Origin of the sequence: Cronobacter turicensis (genome assembly GCF_041222865.1) — a bacterium.
GTDB classification, from domain to species: domain Bacteria; phylum Pseudomonadota; class Gammaproteobacteria; order Enterobacterales; family Enterobacteriaceae; genus Cronobacter; species Cronobacter turicensis.
In genome coordinates this window covers 2,355,812-2,373,007 of the sequence record NZ_CP165997.1, presented here as the reverse complement: position 1 = coordinate 2,373,007, position 17,196 = coordinate 2,355,812, and the positions used below count along the sequence as shown (strand labels likewise).

At 61.4% G+C, this 17,196-nt stretch carries 15 protein-coding genes; 11 read left to right on the top strand and 4 right to left on the bottom strand.

The features are described from left to right. Nucleotides 1–151: 151 nt before the first annotated feature. From glgS to fdhF (AB8W27_RS11285), 6 genes are all read left to right on the top strand, one after another. Nucleotides 152–373, top strand: coding sequence for a cell surface composition regulator GlgS (gene glgS, locus AB8W27_RS11310; protein ID WP_007760620.1), 222 nt, complete (start codon nt 152–154; stop codon nt 371–373). Between the two features lie 203 nt (nt 374–576). Next, the gene (hydN, locus tag AB8W27_RS11305) at nt 577–1,122 is read left to right on the top strand and encodes an electron transport protein HydN (RefSeq protein WP_007696973.1); all 546 of its coding nucleotides are present in this window, start codon (nt 577–579) and stop codon (nt 1,120–1,122) included. 34 nt (nt 1,123–1,156) lie between these two features. Further along, the gene (gene fdhF / locus AB8W27_RS11300) at nt 1,157–3,307 is read left to right on the top strand and encodes a formate dehydrogenase subunit alpha (protein WP_041923487.1); all 2,151 of its coding nucleotides are present in this window, start codon (nt 1,157–1,159) and stop codon (nt 3,305–3,307) included. 44 nt (nt 3,308–3,351) lie between these two features. Next, nucleotides 3,352–5,598 carry a carbamoyltransferase HypF gene (gene hypF, locus AB8W27_RS11295; RefSeq protein ID WP_041924153.1) on the top strand — a complete coding sequence of 749 codons (2,247 nt, stop codon included), beginning with the start codon at nt 3,352–3,354 and terminating at the stop codon, nt 5,596–5,598. Beyond that, nucleotides 5,592–6,614, top strand: a complete 1,023-nt coding sequence (locus AB8W27_RS11290) for a HoxN/HupN/NixA family nickel/cobalt transporter (RefSeq protein WP_041923488.1) — start codon at nt 5,592–5,594, stop codon at nt 6,612–6,614. The genes hypF and AB8W27_RS11290 overlap by 7 nt, the downstream gene beginning before the upstream one ends. A gap of 158 nt (nt 6,615–6,772) precedes the next feature. Next, nucleotides 6,773–8,920, top strand: coding sequence for a formate dehydrogenase subunit alpha (gene fdhF, locus AB8W27_RS11285; RefSeq protein ID WP_081469645.1), 2,148 nt, complete (start codon nt 6,773–6,775; stop codon nt 8,918–8,920). Nucleotides 8,921–8,971: 51 nt separating this feature from the next. On the opposite strand, the gene AB8W27_RS11280 is transcribed toward fdhF (AB8W27_RS11285), so the two are convergent. Then, entirely contained in the window at nt 8,972–9,883 is a 912-nt protein-coding gene (locus tag AB8W27_RS11280; RefSeq protein ID WP_041923489.1) for a LysR family transcriptional regulator, read from the bottom strand. A 124-nt stretch (nt 9,884–10,007) separates the two neighbouring features. Between AB8W27_RS11280 and AB8W27_RS11275 the strand changes: the two genes are divergently transcribed. The 3 genes from AB8W27_RS11275 to AB8W27_RS11265 all read left to right on the top strand — a co-directional run bounded on the left by AB8W27_RS11275 (nt 10,008) and on the right by AB8W27_RS11265 (nt 12,436). After that, nucleotides 10,008–11,399: an MFS transporter gene (locus tag AB8W27_RS11275; RefSeq protein ID WP_041924154.1), complete on the top strand. Its 1,392-nt coding sequence runs from the start codon at nt 10,008–10,010 to the stop codon at nt 11,397–11,399. A gap of 492 nt (nt 11,400–11,891) precedes the next feature. After that, nucleotides 11,892–12,143: a hypothetical protein gene (locus AB8W27_RS11270; protein ID WP_015741055.1), complete on the top strand. Its 252-nt coding sequence runs from the start codon at nt 11,892–11,894 to the stop codon at nt 12,141–12,143. Nucleotides 12,144–12,217: 74 nt separating this feature from the next. Beyond that, nucleotides 12,218–12,436 (top strand): hypothetical protein, encoded by a 219-nt coding sequence (locus AB8W27_RS11265; RefSeq protein WP_032806449.1) that lies wholly within the window; start codon nt 12,218–12,220, stop codon nt 12,434–12,436. A 44-nt stretch (nt 12,437–12,480) separates the two neighbouring features. On the opposite strand, the gene iraP is transcribed toward AB8W27_RS11265, so the two are convergent. Beyond that, nucleotides 12,481–12,825, bottom strand: coding sequence for an anti-adapter protein IraP (iraP, locus tag AB8W27_RS11260; RefSeq protein ID WP_007760656.1), 345 nt, complete (start codon nt 12,823–12,825; stop codon nt 12,481–12,483). A 303-nt stretch (nt 12,826–13,128) separates the two neighbouring features. Between iraP and AB8W27_RS11255 the strand changes: the two genes are divergently transcribed. After that, nucleotides 13,129–13,539: a GFA family protein gene (locus AB8W27_RS11255; protein WP_041923490.1), complete on the top strand. Its 411-nt coding sequence runs from the start codon at nt 13,129–13,131 to the stop codon at nt 13,537–13,539. 28 nt (nt 13,540–13,567) lie between these two features. On the opposite strand, the gene AB8W27_RS11250 is transcribed toward AB8W27_RS11255, so the two are convergent. Continuing rightward, nucleotides 13,568–14,404, bottom strand: a complete 837-nt coding sequence (locus tag AB8W27_RS11250) for an MBL fold metallo-hydrolase (RefSeq protein ID WP_041923491.1) — start codon at nt 14,402–14,404, stop codon at nt 13,568–13,570. A 133-nt stretch (nt 14,405–14,537) separates the two neighbouring features. Between AB8W27_RS11250 and AB8W27_RS11245 the strand changes: the two genes are divergently transcribed. Next, complete coding sequence (locus AB8W27_RS11245; RefSeq protein WP_015741058.1) at nt 14,538–15,434, top strand: LysR substrate-binding domain-containing protein; 897 nt, start codon at nt 14,538–14,540, stop codon at nt 15,432–15,434. A gap of 66 nt (nt 15,435–15,500) precedes the next feature. Here the strand turns inward: AB8W27_RS11245 and betA are convergent, their stop codons facing one another. Next, entirely contained in the window at nt 15,501–17,180 is a 1,680-nt protein-coding gene (gene betA, locus AB8W27_RS11240; RefSeq protein ID WP_015741059.1) for a choline dehydrogenase, read from the bottom strand. Between the last annotated feature and the right edge of the window lie 16 nt (nt 17,181–17,196).

Genomic DNA, 17,196 nt, shown 5'->3' with positions numbered 1-17,196 from the left:
GTCTCGCACATTCATCACTTCAACCCTTAAAAATCAACGCCTCCCATCTTCAGGAACCTTCCGAAACCGCCTGACGCCCACCAGGAATCCTCTGAATAAAAAAAGCGCGGTTCTGCATCGTATACAGTAGAAGCAGTGGAGGGAGAAACTGATGAACAGACAAGATATTTATTCGTTCAAGAACTTTGATTTTCTGGCGAGCAGCTTTGCTCGTATGAACGTAGCAGGACGCCGTATCGACATTGACGCCGTGACCGGCAACATGAGCGAGGCGCAGTCCGCTTGGTTCCGCGAACGTTACAATCACTACCGTAAACATGGGCTGCAACTGACTCTCAGCGTCGCCCACGGTGAAACGGAACTGTGCGCGTAACGCAGTAAAAACGTACAACCGACGAAGCGGGTAATCAGACCCGCTTTTTTGTTGCCTGAAACCCGTCACTTTCATCGTCATAAATGTCGATGACACCTCCGGTCAAACACCCCTCAAAAATAAAACCATTTAAAATCAGTTAATTAAAATCTGGCATGGATCGTGTATTAACGAGTGGGTTCAACCCACAGCCGGAGATCATGATGAACCGCTTCATCATTGCTGATTCAAGTAAATGTATAGGATGCCGCACCTGCGAGGTGGCGTGCGTGGTGTCGCACCAGGAAAACCAGGACTGCGCCGCGCTTACCCCGCAAACCTTTCTGCCGCGCATTCATGTCGTCAAGGGCGTGAATGTCTCTACCGCCACCATGTGCCGCCAGTGTGAAGACGCGCCGTGCGCCAGCGTCTGCCCGAACGGCGCTATCAGCCGCGACGGCGATTTTGTCCACGTCCACCAGCAACGCTGCATCGGCTGCAAAACCTGCGTCGTGGCATGCCCTTACGGCGCGATGGAAGTCGTGGTGCGCCCGGTTGTACGCAACAGCGGCGCGGGCCTCAACGTGCTGGCCGAGAAAGCCGAAGCCAACAAATGCGATCTCTGCCATCACCGCGCCGAAGGCCCGGCTTGCATCGAGGCGTGCCCGACTAACGCCATCGTCTGTATCGATCGTAACCGCCTGGAAGCGCTCAGCGCCGAACGCCGCCGCCGCGCCGCGCTCGATGGCCTCTCATCACTGGCTTTTTAAGCCGCCGATTTCACTTTTAACAGGTCTGTTACTGATGAAAAAAATCACCAGCGTCTGTCCGTACTGTGGTGCGGGTTGCAAACTTAAGCTCGTCGTGGATAACAACAAAATCATTCGCGCCGAGGCCGCCGAAGGCGTCACCAACCAGAACCAGCTCTGCCTGAAAGGCTATTACGGCTGGGATTTCCTTAATGATACCCAGCTTCTGACGCCGCGCCTCACCCAGCCCATGATCCGCTACCAGAAAGGCGGCGCGCTTCAGGCGGTCTCCTGGGAAGAGGCGATACGCTATACCGCAGAGCGTCTGTCAGCGATTAAAGAGCAGTACGGCCCGCGCGCTATCATGACCACCGGCTCCTCGCGCGGCACCGGCAACGAAACCAACTACGTGATGCAGAAGTTCGCCCGCGCGGTGCTCAACACCAATAACGTTGACTGCTGCGCGCGCGTCTGTCACGGCCCGTCCGTGGCGGGGCTTCAGCAGACGCTGGGCAACGGCGCGATGAGCAACTCCATCGGCGATATTGAAAACTCCAAATGCTTGCTGGTGTTTGGCTATAACTGCGCCGATTCGCACCCGATCGTCGCGCGTCGCGTGCTGAAAGCCAAAGAAAACGGCGCGAAGGTGATTGTGTGCGATCCGCGCAAAATCGAAACCGCGCGCATCGCCGATCAACATCTGCAAATCAATAACGGCTGCAACATGGCGCTGGTGAATGCCTTTGGCTATGTGCTGCTCGAAGAAGCGCTGTACGACAAAGAGTATGTGGCGCGTTACACCGAAGGGCTGGACGCATACCGCGAAACGGTAAAAGATTACGCGCCGGAAGCGGTCGAGCATCTCACCGGCGTCAGCGCGCAGCAGATCCGCCAGGCGATGCGCACGTTCGCCGCCGCGCCGTCCGCCACCATTATGTGGGGCATGGGCGTCACGCAGTTCGGTCAGGCGGTGGATGTCGTGAAAGGGCTCTCAAGCCTGGCGCTACTCACCGGCAATCTGGGGCGCGAGCATGTCGGCGTCGGCCCGGTGCGCGGCCAGAATAATGTGCAGGGCGCGTGCGACATGGGCGTGCTGCCAAACCAGTTCCCGGGCTATCAGGATGTCGAAGACGCGGCGGTGCGCGAAAAATTCGCGCGCGCCTGGGGGATCGACCCGGCGGTGATGGACGATAAAATCGGCGTGCGCATCACCGAGGTGCCGCACCTGGCGCTCGAAGGCAAAGTCAAAGCCTACTACATCATGGGCGAAGATCCGCTCCAGACCGAAGCCGATCTCGGTCTGGTTCGTCAGGGCTTCGACGCGCTCGATTTCGTGGTGGTGCAGGACATCTTTATGACCAAAACCGCCGAAGTGGCGGACGTTCTGCTACCGGCCACCTCCTGGGGCGAACATGGCGGCGTCTTTACCTGCGCCGACCGCGGTTTCCAGCGCTTTGAGGCGGCCGTTTCGCCGAAATACAACGTCAAACGCGACTGGGAAATCATCAGCCTTATCGCCACCGCGATGGGCTACCCGATGCATTACGACAACAACCAGCAGATCTGGGACGAAATGCGCGAACTCTGCCCGCTCTTTTACGGCGTGACGTACCAGAAAATGGGCGATATGGGACATGTGCAGTGGCCATGCCCGACGCTGGATCACCCCGGCACGCCGTACCTCTACGCCGGGAATCACTTCGATACGCCGACAGGCAAAGGCCAGCTTTTCGCCGCCCCGTGGCGCGCGCCGGCGGAGCAGCCGGATGCCGACTACCCGCTGGTGCTCTGTACCGTGCGTGAAGTAGGGCACTACTCCTGCCGTTCAATGACCGGCAACTGCGCGGCGCTGCAAACGCTCGCCGACGAGCCGGGCCGCGTGCAGATGCACCCGCAGGATGCGGATCGCCTCGGCGTGCGTGACGGTCAGCTGGTGTGGGTTACCTCGCGTCGCGGGCGGGTTATCAGCCGTGCCGATGTCAGCGAGCGCATCAACCCCGGCGCGGTCTACATGACCTACCAGTGGTGGATCGGCGCGTGCAACGAGCTCACCCAGGACAATCTCGACCCGGTTTCCAAAACGCCGGAAACCAAATATTGCGCGGTGAATGTCGAGGCTATCGCCGATCAGCGCGATGCCGAAGCCTATGTCCAGACCACCTATACCAGCATGAAGGCGCGCCTGCGCGACGCCGCCGCGGTATAGCTCAGCCCGCGCGGGCCTTGCGCCCGCGCGTTTTCGACGAGACGATGAACCTTAACGGTACGATTTTACGCATTCAGGGCCGGGTGCAGGGGGTCGGTTTTCGCCCCTTCATCTGGCAACTGGCGCAGCAGCTCACGCTCACCGGCGACGTCTGTAATGACGGCGCAGGGGTGGAAGTGCGCCTGACCGGCGGCGAAGGGGCGTTTATCGCCGCGCTCTGGCAGCACTGCCCGCCGCTCGCGCGTATCGACAGCGTCAGCGCCGCGCCGTTTCGCTGGCCGCACCGGCCTGAGCAATTTTCGATACGGGAAAGCGGCGGCGGGGCGATGCGCACGCAAATTACCCCGGACGCCGCCACCTGCCCGCAATGCCTGCGCGAACTCAACGATCCCGCAGACCCCCGCTGGCGCTACCCGTTTATCAACTGCACCCACTGCGGCCCGCGCTTCACCATTATTCATGCCATGCCCTACGACCGGCCCAACACCGCGATGGCGGGCTTTCCGCTCTGCGCGCCGTGCGACGCGCAATACCGCGATCCGGCCGACCGGCGCTTTCACGCGCAGCCCGTGGCCTGCCCGACGTGCGGCCCGCAGCTGAGCTGGGTGAGCGGCGAGCGCGCGGCACACAAAGAGGCGGCGCTTGAGGCCGCCATCGACGCGCTTAACGAGGGCCTGATCGTCGCCATCAAAGGCATCGGCGGGTTTCATCTCGCCTGCGATGCGCAAAACCCTGACGCCGTGGCGCGCCTGCGCGCGCGCAAACATCGCCCGGCAAAACCGCTGGCGGTGATGCTGACGGACGCCGCCGGGCTGCCGGATGACGCCCGCGCGCAACTGACCACGCCCGCCGCCCCGATTGTGCTGGTGGATAACGCGCACCTGCCGCCGCTGTGCGAGGCCATCGCGCCGGGGCTTAACGAAACCGGTGTGATGCTGCCCGCGAACCCGCTGCAACACCTGCTGATGCAGGGCGTCGGGCGTCCGTTGGTGATGACCTCCGGCAATCGCAGCGGCGAGCCGCCCGCGCTCACCAACGCCCAGGCGCTCTCGCAGCTTGGGGAGATTGCCGACGGCTTTTTGCTGCATAATCGCGACATCCTGCAACGGATGGATGATTCGGTGATGCGATCCTGCGGCGAGATGCTGCGCCGGGCGCGCGGCTTTGTGCCGGATGCCATCCCGCTTCCGCCAGGCGTTACCGAACTGCCCGCCACGCTCTGCCTCGGGGCGGATCTTAAAAATACCTTTTGCCTCGCGCGCGGCGGCGAGGCGGTGCTGAGCCAGCATCTGGGCGATCTCAGCGACGCGCAGACCGAAGCGCAGTGGCGCACGGCGCTGGCGCTGTTTCGCGACATTTACGATTTTCACCCGCAGCAGGTGGTGGTGGACGCCCACGCCGGGTATCGCAGCAGTGCGCTTGGCGAGGCGATGGGGCTGCCGGTGATGCGTGTCCTGCATCACCATGCGCACATTGCCGCGTGCCTGGCGGAGCACCGCTGGCCGCGCGACGGCGGCCCTGTGGTTGCGCTGGCGCTCGACGGCATCGGCATGGGCGAGGGCGGCGCGCTGTGGGGCGGCGAGTGTTTGCTGGTGGATTACGCCCGCTGCGAGCGGCTCGGCGGCCTGCCTGCCGTGGCGCTGCCGGGCGGTGACCTGGCGGCGCGTCAGCCGTGGCGTAACTGGCTGGCGCACTGGCAGGCGTTTGTGCCGCAGTGGCAGACGCACCCGCAGGCCGCTGGGCTCCTTGATAAACCCTGGGCGCCGCTTACGCGCGCGATGGCGCGCGGCATTAATGCGCCGCTCGCGTCATCAACAGGGCGGTTGTTTGATGCTGTGGCGGCGATGCTTGGCGTGGCGCCTGATGCGCAAAGTTATGAAGGCGAAGCGGCCTGCCGCCTGGAAGCGCTGGCGATGCGCCACGGCCCGGTTGCGCATGATGTGACGTTGTCACTTAACGGGGGTGAGTTTGATATGCCCGCCTTCTGGCGCAGTCTGCTGGCGTTCGAGGCACCGGAGGGTGGCCGCGCCTGGGCCTTTCACGATGCGCTCGCCTGCGGGCTGGCCGCGCTGGCGCGCCGTCATGCCAGCGCGCGCGGCATCACGACTATCGCCTGCGGCGGCGGAGTGCTGCATAACCAACTTCTGCGCGAACGGCTTGCGTTTTACCTTCACGATTTCCGGCTGCTGCTGCCGCAAGCGTTGCCCGCGGGCGACGGCGCGGTGGCGTTCGGCCAGGCGGCGATTGCCGCCGCCGCGTTTTCATCACTTACAGGAACGACGTCATGCTGACTCAATTGCGTAATCACCCGCCCCGCGCGCTGGCCCTGGTGGCCGCGCTCGGTCTTGCCAACCTGGCCGCCTGGCTCTGGGCGTTTTATGCGTTTCACGACACCCCCGCGCTGATGGCCGCGAGCCTGCTGGCCTGGGGCTACGGCCTGCGCCACGCGGTGGACGCCGACCATATCGCCGCCATTGATAACGTTACGCGCAAAATGATGCAGCAGGGCCAGCGCCCATGTGGCGTCGGCGCCTGGTTTTCACTCGGCCACTCCAGCATCGTGGTGCTGGCGTCCGTCGCCATTGCCGCGACCGCCGCGGCGGTAAAAGAAGATATGGCCTGGTTTCACGACGTAGGCGGGGTGATTGGCACCACCGTCTCGGCGGTGTTTCTGCTGGCGATGGCGCTGGTGAATCTGGTTATCCTGCGCGGTATCTGGCACAGCTTCAGCAGGCTGAAACGCGGCGAGCCGCTGAATGATAAGGCCGACACCGTGACCGCAGGCGGACCGATGAGCTGGCTGTTTCGCGCCACTTTCCGGCTGGTGAGCAAAAGCTGGCATATGTATCTGGTCGGTTTTCTCTTCGGGCTCGGTTTTGACACCGCGACCGAGATTGGCGTACTGGGGATTTCAGCGGCGGGCGCGTCCCACGGGATGTCGGTCTGGTCGATTCTGGTTTTCCCGGCGCTCTTTACCAGCGGGATGGCGCTTATCGATACGCTGGATAACCTGGTAATGGTGGGCGCGTATGGCTGGGCCTTCAGCAAGCCGCAGCGCAAACTCTATTACAACATGACCATTACCGGCACGTCGGTGGTGGTGGCGCTGTTTATCGGCGGGCTGGAGGCGCTGGGGTTGCTGATGGATAAATTCGGACTTTCCGGCGGCGTCTGGGATCTGGTGGCTGGCGTGAATGACAATCTCGGCAACGCCGGGTTTATCGTGGTCGGCCTGTTTATCGCCTGCTGGGCGTTATCCCTTTTAAATTACCGCCTTAAAGGCTACGACGCGCTGCCAGCGCGCTGAGCCGTCACGCGCCTGTCGTCACGTCATTTTTGACGACAGGCGCGTCCTCGACAGACCTTTTACTTCCGCAACCCGCGCGCAGCCCGCCTTCCGGGAGCTGGCACGCTTTCTGCATTATCCGCTCCACTATTTACGCAGTTAACTCTGGAGCATGACCGATGAAAAAAGTCGTTACGGTTTGCCCCTATTGCGCGTCGGGTTGCAAAATCAACCTGATCGTCGATAACGGCAAGGTCGTTAAGGCGGAAGCGGCAATGGGGAAAACCAATCAGGGCGATTTATGCCTGAAGGGCTATTACGGCTGGGATTTTATCAATGATACCCAGATCCTCACCCCGCGCCTGAAAACGCCGATGATCCGCCGTGAGCGCGGCGGCCGGCTGGAATCTGTCTCCTGGGAAGAGGCGCTGGATTATGTGGCGCAACGCCTTGGCGACATTAAAGCGAAGTATGGCCCGGACGCTATCATGACCACCGGTTCCTCGCGCGGCACCGGCAATGAAACCAACTATGTGATGCAAAAATTTGCCCGCGCGGCGATCGGCACGAATAACGTCGATTGCTGCGCGCGCGTCTGACACGGCCCCTCGGTTGCAGGTCTGCACCAGTCGGTCGGTAACGGCGCCATGAGCAACTCCATCACTGGCATTGAAAATACCGATTTAGTCTTTGTATTTGGGTACAACCCGGCGGATTCGCACCCGATCGTCGCCAATCGCGTGATCAAAGCGAAGAAAAACGGGGCGAAAATTATCGTCTGCGACCCGCGGAAAATTGAAACCGCGCGAATTGCGGATATGCATCTGGCGCTAAAAAACGGCTCCAACATCGCGCTGCTGAATGCAATGGGTCACGTCATTATCAAAGAGGATCTCTGGGACCACGCCTTTGTGTCGGCGCGTACCGAAGGGTTTGACGAGTATTGCAAAATCGTCGAGGGCTATACGCCGGAGTCGGTGGAAGCCATCACCGGCGTCAGCGCCAGTGAGATCCGCGAAGCGGCGCGGATGTACGCTCGCGCGGAAAGCGCGGCGATCCTCTGGGGCATGGGCGTAACGCAGTTTTATCAGGGCGTCGAGACCGTGCGTTCACTCACCAGCCTCGCGCTGCTGACCGGCAATCTTGGCAAGCCGAGCGCGGGCGTTAACCCGGTGCGCGGGCAGAATAACGTGCAGGGCGCGTGCGACATGGGCGCGCTGCCGGATACCTATCCGGGCTACCAGTACGTGAAATTCCCTGAGCACCGCGAGAAGTTCGCCAAAGCGTGGGGTGTGGCATCGCTGCCCGCGCATACCGGCTATCGCATCAGCGAGTTGCCGCACCGCGTGGCGCATGGCGAAGTGCGCGCCGCCTACATCATGGGCGAAGATCCGCTGCAGACCGATGCCGAGCTGTCCGCGGTGCGCCAGGCGTTTGCGTCTCTGGAGCTGGTGATTGTGCAGGACATCTTCATGACCAAAACCGCCTCGGCGGCGGACGTGATTTTGCCTTCCACCTCCTGGGGCGAACATGAAGGGGTCTACACGGCGGCGGACCGCGGCTTCCAGCGCTTCTTTAAAGCGGTGGAGCCGAAGTGGGATCTTAAAACCGACTGGCAGATCATCAGCGAAATCGCCACCCGGATGGGCTATCCGATGCATTACGACAACACCAAACAGATCTGGGATGAGCTGCGCGCGCTGTGCCCCGATTTTTATGGCGCCACCTACGAGAAAATGGGTGAGCTCGGCTACATTCAGTGGCCGTGTCGTGATGAATCCGAGGCCGATCAGGGCACCGATTACCTGTTTGAGAAGGAATTCTCCACGCCGAACGGGCTCGGGCAGTTCTTCACCTGCGACTGGGCGCCGCCGCTTGACCGGGTGAACGAGGAGTATCCGCTGGTGCTCTCCACGGTGCGCGAAGTGGGGCACTACTCCTGCCGCTCAATGACCGGCAACTGCGCCGCGCTGGCGGCGCTTGCGGATGAGCCGGGTTACGCGCAAATCAACAGTGCTGACGCAAAACGCCTCGGCATTGAAGACGAGGCGCTGGTGTGGGTGGTATCGCGCAAAGGCAAAGTCATTACCCGCGCGCAGGTGAGCGACAGGCCGAACAAAGGGGCGGTCTATATGACGTACCAGTGGTGGATCGGCGCCTGTAACGAGCTGGTGGCGGAGAACTTAAGCCCGATCACGAAAACGCCGGAGTACAAGTACTGCGCCGTGCGTGTCGAGCCGATAGCCGATCAGCGCGCCGCCGAGCAGTATGTGATTGACGAGTACACCGCCCTGAAGACCCGGCTGCGGGAGTCTGCGCAGGGGTAATCAGCGTGACATAACGAATCCCCCGCAAGGGGGATTTTTTTTGCCCGGCGTTCAGCCTTCCGGCATTCGCGCGCGGCATTCGGCCAGCACAAACTGGCGCAGCCAGCGGTGCGCTGGATCGGCATCCAGACGCGGGTGCCACATCTGCGATACGGTAATCGGGCGGGTGGCGAGCGGCAGTTCAAACCACGTAAGCCCGGCGATGCCCGGCAGATTAATCAGAAACGAGGCGGGCACCAGCGCCACCAGATCGGTGCCGCGCGCGACGGCCAGCGCCGCCGGGAACCCTGGCACTACGGCGGCGATATTTCGCGATACCCCGTGTTGTGCGAGCGCGTCATCGACCGGCCCGGTAAACACGCCGCGCCGCGATGCCGCCACATGGCTCCACGCGGTGTAATCCTCAAGCGTCACGTCGCGGCCCGCGAGCGGATGGCCGCTTCTCACCACGCCGACAAAGCGATCGCGGAACAGCCGTTGCTGTTTGATTTCAGGCCCCATTTCGCCCGGCACGCCGATTTCCAGATCTGCCTCGCCTTCACGCAACGGCCGGTCGCTTTTCACTGGCTTTGGCGCAAAGCGCAGGCGCACGCCGGGCGCGCGCCGGGCGGCCGCGGCGATAAGCGCCGGGCCGAACGCCTCCACAAAGCCGTCGTTGGCGCGCAGGGTAAAGGTCTGCTGGTGGCTGATGATATCAAACGCCTGCGGCGCGGGGCGCAGCACGGCACGGGCGGCGAACACCGCGCCCTGCGTGCGTTCGCGAAGGGATTCGGCATAGGGTGTGAGCACCATCTGCCGACCGGCGCGCACCAGCAGCGGATCGCCGGTGGCGTCGCGCAGGCGGCTCAGGGTGCGGCTCATCGCCGACGCGCTCAGGTTAAGACGGCGCGCCGCCGCGGCCACGCTTTTCTCAGCGAGCAGCACATCAAGCGCGAACAGCAGGTTTAAATCCGGGTCATTCATCGTCAGGCTCCGCGCCTCGTTGTCACAGATGGCGTTTCATGCAGGTTTACAGTGCAATCGTTGCGTCTTCCGCTATGTATCGCCGGAAAGTAGAGTGGATGCAAGCACACATTTGGGAGTGACCATGACGTTATTTACTGATCTGCCCGGCGATGAAGGGCTGCCGGGGCGCGAGCGCGCGCTGGCGATGATAGCGGTGATGACCAGCACCACGATGGCCGTGTTCGACGGCGCGATGGTCAATATCGCGCTGCCGGAGATGGCGCGGGCGCTGCACGCCACGGCGGCGCAGACCGTCTGGGTGGCGAACGGTTATCTGCTCTCGGCGGCCATGACGCTGGCGATTTTCGCCGCCCTCGCCGGGCGGCTCGGCTTTCGCACGCTGTTTGCCGCAGGCGTCGGGCTGTTTACGCTCGCCTCACTCGGCTGCGCGCTCGCACCGTCGCTCCCGTGGCTGGTCGCGATGCGCCTGTTGCAGGGCGTGGGCGGCGCGGCGACGCTCAGCATTGCGCCGGCTATTCTGCGCACCATCTTCCCCAACCGGCTGCTCGGGCGCATTCTCGGCATGAACGCGCTGCTTATCGCCACCAGCACGGCCATCGCGCCGGTAGCGGGCGGCGCGCTGCTCGCCACGCTCGGCTGGCCCTGGCTGTTTGCTGTCAATATTGCGCCCGGCGCGCTGGCGCTGTTTCTCGCGCTTCGCACGCTTCCCCGGGACCGACAGCCCGCGCGCGGGCCGTTTGACGTGCCGGGCGCGCTGCTCTCGGCGCTGATGCTGGGCGCGGCGGTGATGGCGTCAGACGCGCTATCGCTTCCCGCGATGCTGGGCTTTAGCGCGCTGGCGTTGAGTGCGGGCCTGCTGCTGGCCTGGCGGTTACCGCGCGCGCCAGAGCCGCTATTACCGCCACAGCTTTTTGCGAACGCGCGGTTTACGCTCGCGGCGCTGACCTCGCTGGCGTCGTTTGTGAGCCAGGGGATGACCTTCGTGGCGCTGCCGTTTCTGTTCCAGAGCGTGTACGGCTTTAGCGCGCTGCACGCCGCGCTGCTTTTTACCGCCTGGCCGGTAGGGATCATTCTGGTGGCCCCGCACGCCGGGCGGCTGGCTGACCGCTACGCGCCCTCGGCTATCGCCACCGCAGGTCTGGCGCTTTTTGTGGCGGGCCTGGTGGCGCTGGCGCTCCTGCCTGCGCACGCCGCCGCCTGGGATATCAGCCTGCGCGGATTGCTGTGCGGCATTGGTTTTGGCTGCTTTCAGAGCCCAAATAATCGCGAGATGCTGGCGGGCGCGCCCCGCGAGCACAGCGGCTATGCCTCCGGCGTACTGGCGATTATGCGCACGTTCGGCCAGTGCCTGGGCGCGGCGCTGGTGGGCGTGATCCTCACGCTCGGATCGCCTGAGGCCAGCGGCGTCGCCGGGGCTGCCGGGGTGCGTCTTGCGTTATGGATTGCCGCCGCCGCCTCGCTGCTTGCCCTGGCGTTTAGCCTTAGCCGGTTAGACAAAGGGCGGACGGCGTAATCCACTGCTTTTTGGTTTATCTTTCAAAATGAAAGCGTGTTTCTGGTTGGTTTTGGCGGATAATTTTTTAACAGAGCGGTGTACGGCGACATAAAAAACCAGTAAACCGATCAATTCGTCTGCCTGGGTGCCCTTTTCGCTACTTCGTGTCGGAGAAAGGCAAATTACGCTACATTAATCGTTATTGGCAATTGATTGTTAATTTTCTATTGGTAATTCCGATCTCATGGTAGGGTGGTTTCAGGGGCTGTACACCCAGCCAACACCAGCTACAGCGCCTGTTTACCCACCGTGCTTCACCCGTCAGGGTGGCACACGAGCCTGATACTTAAGCAAGGTAAACCTTTCCAAAGGTCGCGCTCCGGCGTGACCTTTTCTTTTTACGCGATCGCAGAAACGTTATTCCCGTAAGCACCATTTCTGGCGCTATCAGACGACCGGTAACGCCGTGGCACATCGCGTGCCTCATCTGATCTTTCTTTAAGGATGCTTATGCTTGACGTGATGTTATTCGGCCATGGATGGGCTGGCGAACTGGCCGAAGTGGCAGAAGGCGCCAGAACGTTGACGCAACCCTCCCGCGAACCGGGTGAGGGCGCCATTACCTTTTTTATCACCGTCTGGCTTTCAGACGACAGCGTGGCGTATCTGACAGGCACCGCAGACCTGGAGCCTTATGGCGACGATATTAAGGCGGCCGTCGCGCGCTGGCAGCCGAAACCCGCCCCATTCCCGCATTACTAAGCGGGTTATAAAATCAGGCGCGCTTGCCTTGCCTGTGTTAAGGTCGATTATTAATCACACCAGAGGGCTAACGTATGCCAAAGAATGTCGTGACAATTATGCCAGGCGGACAGGTTGAGCATGTCGCTGTGGACGATGAACTGGCGGTCATGAGAATGAGCGGAGAAAAAGGCGCAACGCTTGAGCTGCCGATTGAGAGTTATAAGCTTGACGGGGAAACCTATCTTGTGGCGCGTTTTTCCGGCCTGGTGAGCGATCAGGAAACCGAAAACGCGATCAGACAGTTCTATTAATTCCTCGCTACGGGGGCATCGCCCCTGTAGCGGTTAATTGCGCGTCAGAAGCGCTTATCGCTGGTGAGAGAGGATGAGAGTTTACGCAAAGCTTCAATATCCAGTTCCGGCTTTTCGTTATCCAGCACGCAGGCAATCGATAACAGCTCGTTAAACTGACTTAGTAATATTTCAGTATCCGATTTAAATGGATTATCTTCCGCATCCAGCGCCGCATTGATGGCTTTTTTAACACCGCCAATCATCTCATCCATTCCGCCGTTTTTCCCGATGGTCATTAGCATGGCGCTTAACAGCAATGCCTGCGCTTCTACCTGAGCCGTCAGAATTTTCGCTTCTGCATCCATTTTCGAGATTTTAGCAATCATGCTGTAAATCACATTGTTCATGAGACTTCCTCCTTTTGCTCGCCCAGCATATCAGGGGCGTGAGCATGGGCAATGTTGTGTAGTCTTAAATAAGCGCAGCGCGCCGGGAAAAAGCTGAACGCAACGGCCACCGCTTCGTGCGGCGGTATGGTTCAGCCAGGATCATTAAAAGAGAGAGGGTAACTATTATATATACGATAACGGCCCCGTTTGTCTTCACGTCTGCGCGGAAAAGAAGGGGTCGAATCGCATAATTAACAATGCGTCCCACGGCGTGGACGAGCGCATCTGAAAATAAACGTTACCGGCGAGGAGACGTACATCATGCAAAAAATGAACGGCCAGTGTCATTGCGGCGCGGTAAAATTTACCGTGGAATTAACGGACGGGTTGAATACCGCCCGACGTTGCAACTGTTCTTATTGCCGGATGCGCGGCGCCATTACGGTTTCGGCGCCGCTTACCGGTATTACGGTGCTGGAGGGTAAGGAAAAACTCACAGAGTACCGTTTTAATACCCGCCAGGCAGCGCACTATTTCTGTTCGGTATGCGGCATTTATACTTTTCACCAGCGGCGTTCAAACCCGGATCAATATGGCGTGAATGTGGCGTGCCTTGAAGGCGTTTCTCCCTTTGATTTTCCTGAAATCAAAGTCACGGAAGGCAGCCATCATCCGAACGACGGCGGTGGCGGGGTGGCTGGCTATTTACGCTATACGCCCGCTGAAAAGTAACGGTTTGCGCCTGAAAACAGCGGTGCCGTCACGCCGGTATCAGGCGATAACCGTCATCGGCCTTGCGCACATACGCAAAACCCTGGCGGCCGGTGTGCATCCCGGCAATCAACAGATGCTCACGAGCAGCCTGCGCGAGCAGCGTCCGGCGGGTGGCTTCAGCCTGCGCCGGATCGTGGTCAAAGGCGACAGTGACCGATGGATGCGCGGTCTGGATAAACGGGTAATGCACGATATCGCCCCAGATAAGCAGCCGTTGCCCGCCTGAATCGATGCGAAAGCCGGTGTGGCCCGGCGTATGGCCCGGTAGCGGGACGGCGCGAATACCCGGCGCGATGTCCGCGTCATCCGTAAAACGCAGGCGCGGCGCGTAACCGTCCAGCGTGCGGCGCGCCAGCAGGATATTGCGCTGCGTGCGTTCATTCGCCGCCATTAACCGCGCCTCGTCCTGCCAGAAGGCCGCCTCCGCAGGGTGCAGGCAGAGCGCGGCGTGCGGATAAGCGGGTGCGCCGTCTTCGCGCAGCAGGCCGCCGAGGTGATCCGGATGGCCGTGCGTCAGCAAAAGAGTGTCGATATCCTCAGGCGCGACGCCGAGCGCGCGCAGGGCGTCAGGCAATCCTCCCCCGGCGTTATTCCTGCCGTCGGTTCCGGCATCAACCAGCATGACGCGGCCGCGCCCACGGATAAGATAACCACTGATGTCTATCGTAGCGGGCGCGCTGACGCCGTGGCTTTTCTGTATTTCCTCAGCGGCAGTCGCATCGATGCCCGCAAGCAATTCAAACCCCACGGCCATCGTGCCGTCGAAAAGCGCAGTAACCTGGTAATCGCCCACCTGGCGTGACGAAAAAGCATGACCTTCCATGTGTATCTCCGGCAAATATGCGTCGTATGTTGATGTTTCATCATGCTAAAGGCTGCATTACCGGTGGTGAAGCGATACTATTTCACGCTTTGATGACTTTTCGTCACTGAATGGCGCATAAGGAGCCGTATTCATGCGCAGAAAAATCCCCGGCAGCGCGTCGCTGCAGGCGTTCGAGGCGGCCGCCCGTCACGGTAATTTCGCGAGAGCCGCCGAAGAACTCGCGCTGACCGAAAGCGCCATCAGCCGCCAGATTGCGCGGCTGGAAGCGCTGCTCGACTGCAAACTCTTCGACCGCACCGGCAGCCGCGTCAGGCTTAACCCGATGGGCGCGCGCTACGCCGCTCGCGTGCGTGAGACGCTGGCGCGGCTCGATATGGACGCGCAGTACATCCGCGGCATACCGGAAGGCGGCCAGCACCTGGAGCTGGCGGCGCTCCCGACCTTCACCAGCCGCTGGCTGATCCCCCGTCTCGGCGCGTTTCGCGCCCGTCACCCCGATATCACGCTTAACATCGCCGCCCGTACCGAGCCCTTTATTCTGAGCGGCAGCGGCTTTGACGCGGCGCTGCATTTTGAACACCCCGCCTGGGCCGGAATGCGCGTCACGCGGCTGTTTGAGGAGCGGCTGCTCCCGGTGTGTCATCCGTCGCTTCTGACCACGGCGGACGCTGATGACCCGCTCAACGCGCTGCCGCGCATTCACCGCCGTCAGAACCCGCAGGCGTGGCAGGACTGGGCGCGTGAAACCGGAACCGCGCTGAATAACCCCGCGCAGGGCGTGCGCTACGACTTACATGAGATGGCGATCGCCGCCGCGCTGGCGGGGCAGGGCGTGGCGCTGGTGCCGCGCAGGTATGTAGAAGATGAACTGGCGCGCGGCGCGCTGGTGGCGCCCTGGCCGGAGGCGCTAAGCCTCAGTAAAACGTTCTGTCTGATAACACCGGCGGAGTCGGGCATGAACGATCCGGCGCTGGCGGCGTTCGGGCAGTGGTTGCAGGACGAGATTGCGTCAGAAAACCTGGGGTAACTGATGAGAAACAACAGGGGGCGGTCGGGAGAGCGCCGGTAAGCGTGATGCCCACCGGCGATACGGTTACGAACGCAGCGGCTCGCCGCGCACCGGGCGGTCGCCCGCTACAAAATAGCTGGCGGTGCTGCGTGGCAGCGGCGTACGGCCACGGATGTTATCCGCGATTTTTTCGCCAATCATGATGGTGGTCGCGTTCAGGTTGCCGGTGATGATAAGCGGCATGATGGACGCATCCACCACGCGCAGGCCTGCCAGCCCGTGCACGCGGCCTTCGCCATCCACAACGGCCATCTCATCGCTGCCCATTTTGCAGGTGCCGCACGGGTGATACGCAGTCTCGGCATGGTTGCGGACAAATTCATCAAGCTGTTCATCGGTCTGGCAGTCGATGCCTGGACTGATTTCCCGGCCGCGGAATTCATCCAGCGCGGGCTGGTTGATAATCTGGCGCGTGATGCGAATGGCGTCGCGGAACTCCTGCCAGTCCTGCTCATGCGACATGTAGTTAAACAGGATAGCCGGATGCTGGCGCGGATCGCGCGATTTAATGCGTACGTGGCCGCGGCTCGGCGAGCGCATGGAGCCGACGTGACACTGGAAACCGTGCGCTTCGACGGCGTTCGAGCCGTTGTAGTTAATCGCCACCGGCAGGAAGTGGTACTGAATGTTCGGCCAGGCGAACGCTTCGCGGCTGCGGATAAACCCGCCGCCTTCAAAGTGGTTGCTGGCGCCGATACCGGTGCCGTTAAACAGCCACTCCGCGCCGATTTTCGGCTGGTTCCACCATTCGAGCGCCGGGTAGAGCGACACCGGCTCTTTGCACTCGTACTGCAGATACATTTCCAGGTGATCCTGAAGATTCTCGCCGACGCCTGGCAGGTCATGCACCACCGGAATTTCAAACTGCTTCAGCAGTTCAGCATTGCCGACGCCGGAGCGCTGAAGGATCTGCGGCGAGGCGATGGCGCCTGCGCAGAGCAGCACTTCGCGGCGCGCATAGACCTGCTGCGGCGTGTTGCTGGCGCCGCGCAGATACTCCACGCCCACCGCGCGTTTGTTCTCAAAAAGAATACGGTCAGTGGTGGCATGGGTGATGATTTTCAGGTTCGGGCGCTGCTTCGCGGTATCGAGATAGCCGCGCGCGGTGCTGGAGCGGCGGCCTTTCGGCGTGACGAAGCGATCCATCGGGCCGAAACCTTCCTGCTGATAGCCATTCAGATCGTCGGTGCGCGGATAGCCCGCCTGCACGCCCGCCTCAATCATCGCCGCGAACAGCGGATTGTTGCCCGGTTTGCAGGTAGTGATGCTGACCGGGCCGTCGCCGCCGTGATAGTCGTTCGCGCCGCTATCGCGCATCTCGGATTTACGGTAGTAGGGCAGGCAGTCGAGATACGTCCAGCGCTCAAGGCCGGGCTGCTGCGCCCAGTTGTCGAGATCCATCGCGTTGCCGCGCACGTAGCACATGCCGTTAATCAGCGATGAGCCGCCGAGGCCCTTGCCGCGCCCGCACTCCATGCGGCGGTTGTTCATATATGGCTCAGGCTCGGTTTCATAGGCCCAGTTATAACGTTTGCCCTGTAACGGGTATGCCAGCGCCGCGGGCATCTGGGTGCGGAAATCAAAACGATAGTCAGGACCGCCCGCCTCCAGCAGTAACACAGTGACATCGCTGTCTTCGGTCAGTCTTGTTGCCAAAACATTCCCTGCGGATCCGGCTCCGATAATGATGTAATCAAATTCCATTAGTCGTTCCTCAGGT

Excerpts from the sequence above, each read along its gene's own strand:
- glgS (WP_007760620.1), top strand. The coding sequence starts at position 152 with ATGAACAGACAAGATATTTATTCGTTCAAGAACTTTGATTTTCTGGCG.
- hydN (WP_007696973.1), top strand. The coding sequence starts at position 577 with ATGAACCGCTTCATCATTGCTGATTCAAGTAAATGTATAGGATGCCGC.
- fdhF (WP_041923487.1), top strand. The coding sequence starts at position 1,157 with ATGAAAAAAATCACCAGCGTCTGTCCGTACTGTGGTGCGGGTTGCAAA.
- hypF (WP_041924153.1), top strand. The coding sequence starts at position 3,352 with ATGAACCTTAACGGTACGATTTTACGCATTCAGGGCCGGGTGCAGGGG.
- AB8W27_RS11290 (WP_041923488.1), top strand. The coding sequence starts at position 5,592 with ATGCTGACTCAATTGCGTAATCACCCGCCCCGCGCGCTGGCCCTGGTG.
- AB8W27_RS11280 (WP_041923489.1), bottom strand. The coding sequence starts at position 9,883 with ATGAATGACCCGGATTTAAACCTGCTGTTCGCGCTTGATGTGCTGCTC.
- AB8W27_RS11275 (WP_041924154.1), top strand. The coding sequence starts at position 10,008 with ATGACGTTATTTACTGATCTGCCCGGCGATGAAGGGCTGCCGGGGCGC.
- AB8W27_RS11270 (WP_015741055.1), top strand. The coding sequence starts at position 11,892 with ATGCTTGACGTGATGTTATTCGGCCATGGATGGGCTGGCGAACTGGCC.
- AB8W27_RS11265 (WP_032806449.1), top strand. The coding sequence starts at position 12,218 with ATGCCAAAGAATGTCGTGACAATTATGCCAGGCGGACAGGTTGAGCAT.
- iraP (WP_007760656.1), bottom strand. The coding sequence starts at position 12,825 with ATGAACAATGTGATTTACAGCATGATTGCTAAAATCTCGAAAATGGAT.
- AB8W27_RS11255 (WP_041923490.1), top strand. The coding sequence starts at position 13,129 with ATGCAAAAAATGAACGGCCAGTGTCATTGCGGCGCGGTAAAATTTACC.
- AB8W27_RS11250 (WP_041923491.1), bottom strand. The coding sequence starts at position 14,404 with ATGGAAGGTCATGCTTTTTCGTCACGCCAGGTGGGCGATTACCAGGTT.
- AB8W27_RS11245 (WP_015741058.1), top strand. The coding sequence starts at position 14,538 with ATGCGCAGAAAAATCCCCGGCAGCGCGTCGCTGCAGGCGTTCGAGGCG.
- betA (WP_015741059.1), bottom strand. The coding sequence starts at position 17,180 with ATGGAATTTGATTACATCATTATCGGAGCCGGATCCGCAGGGAATGTT.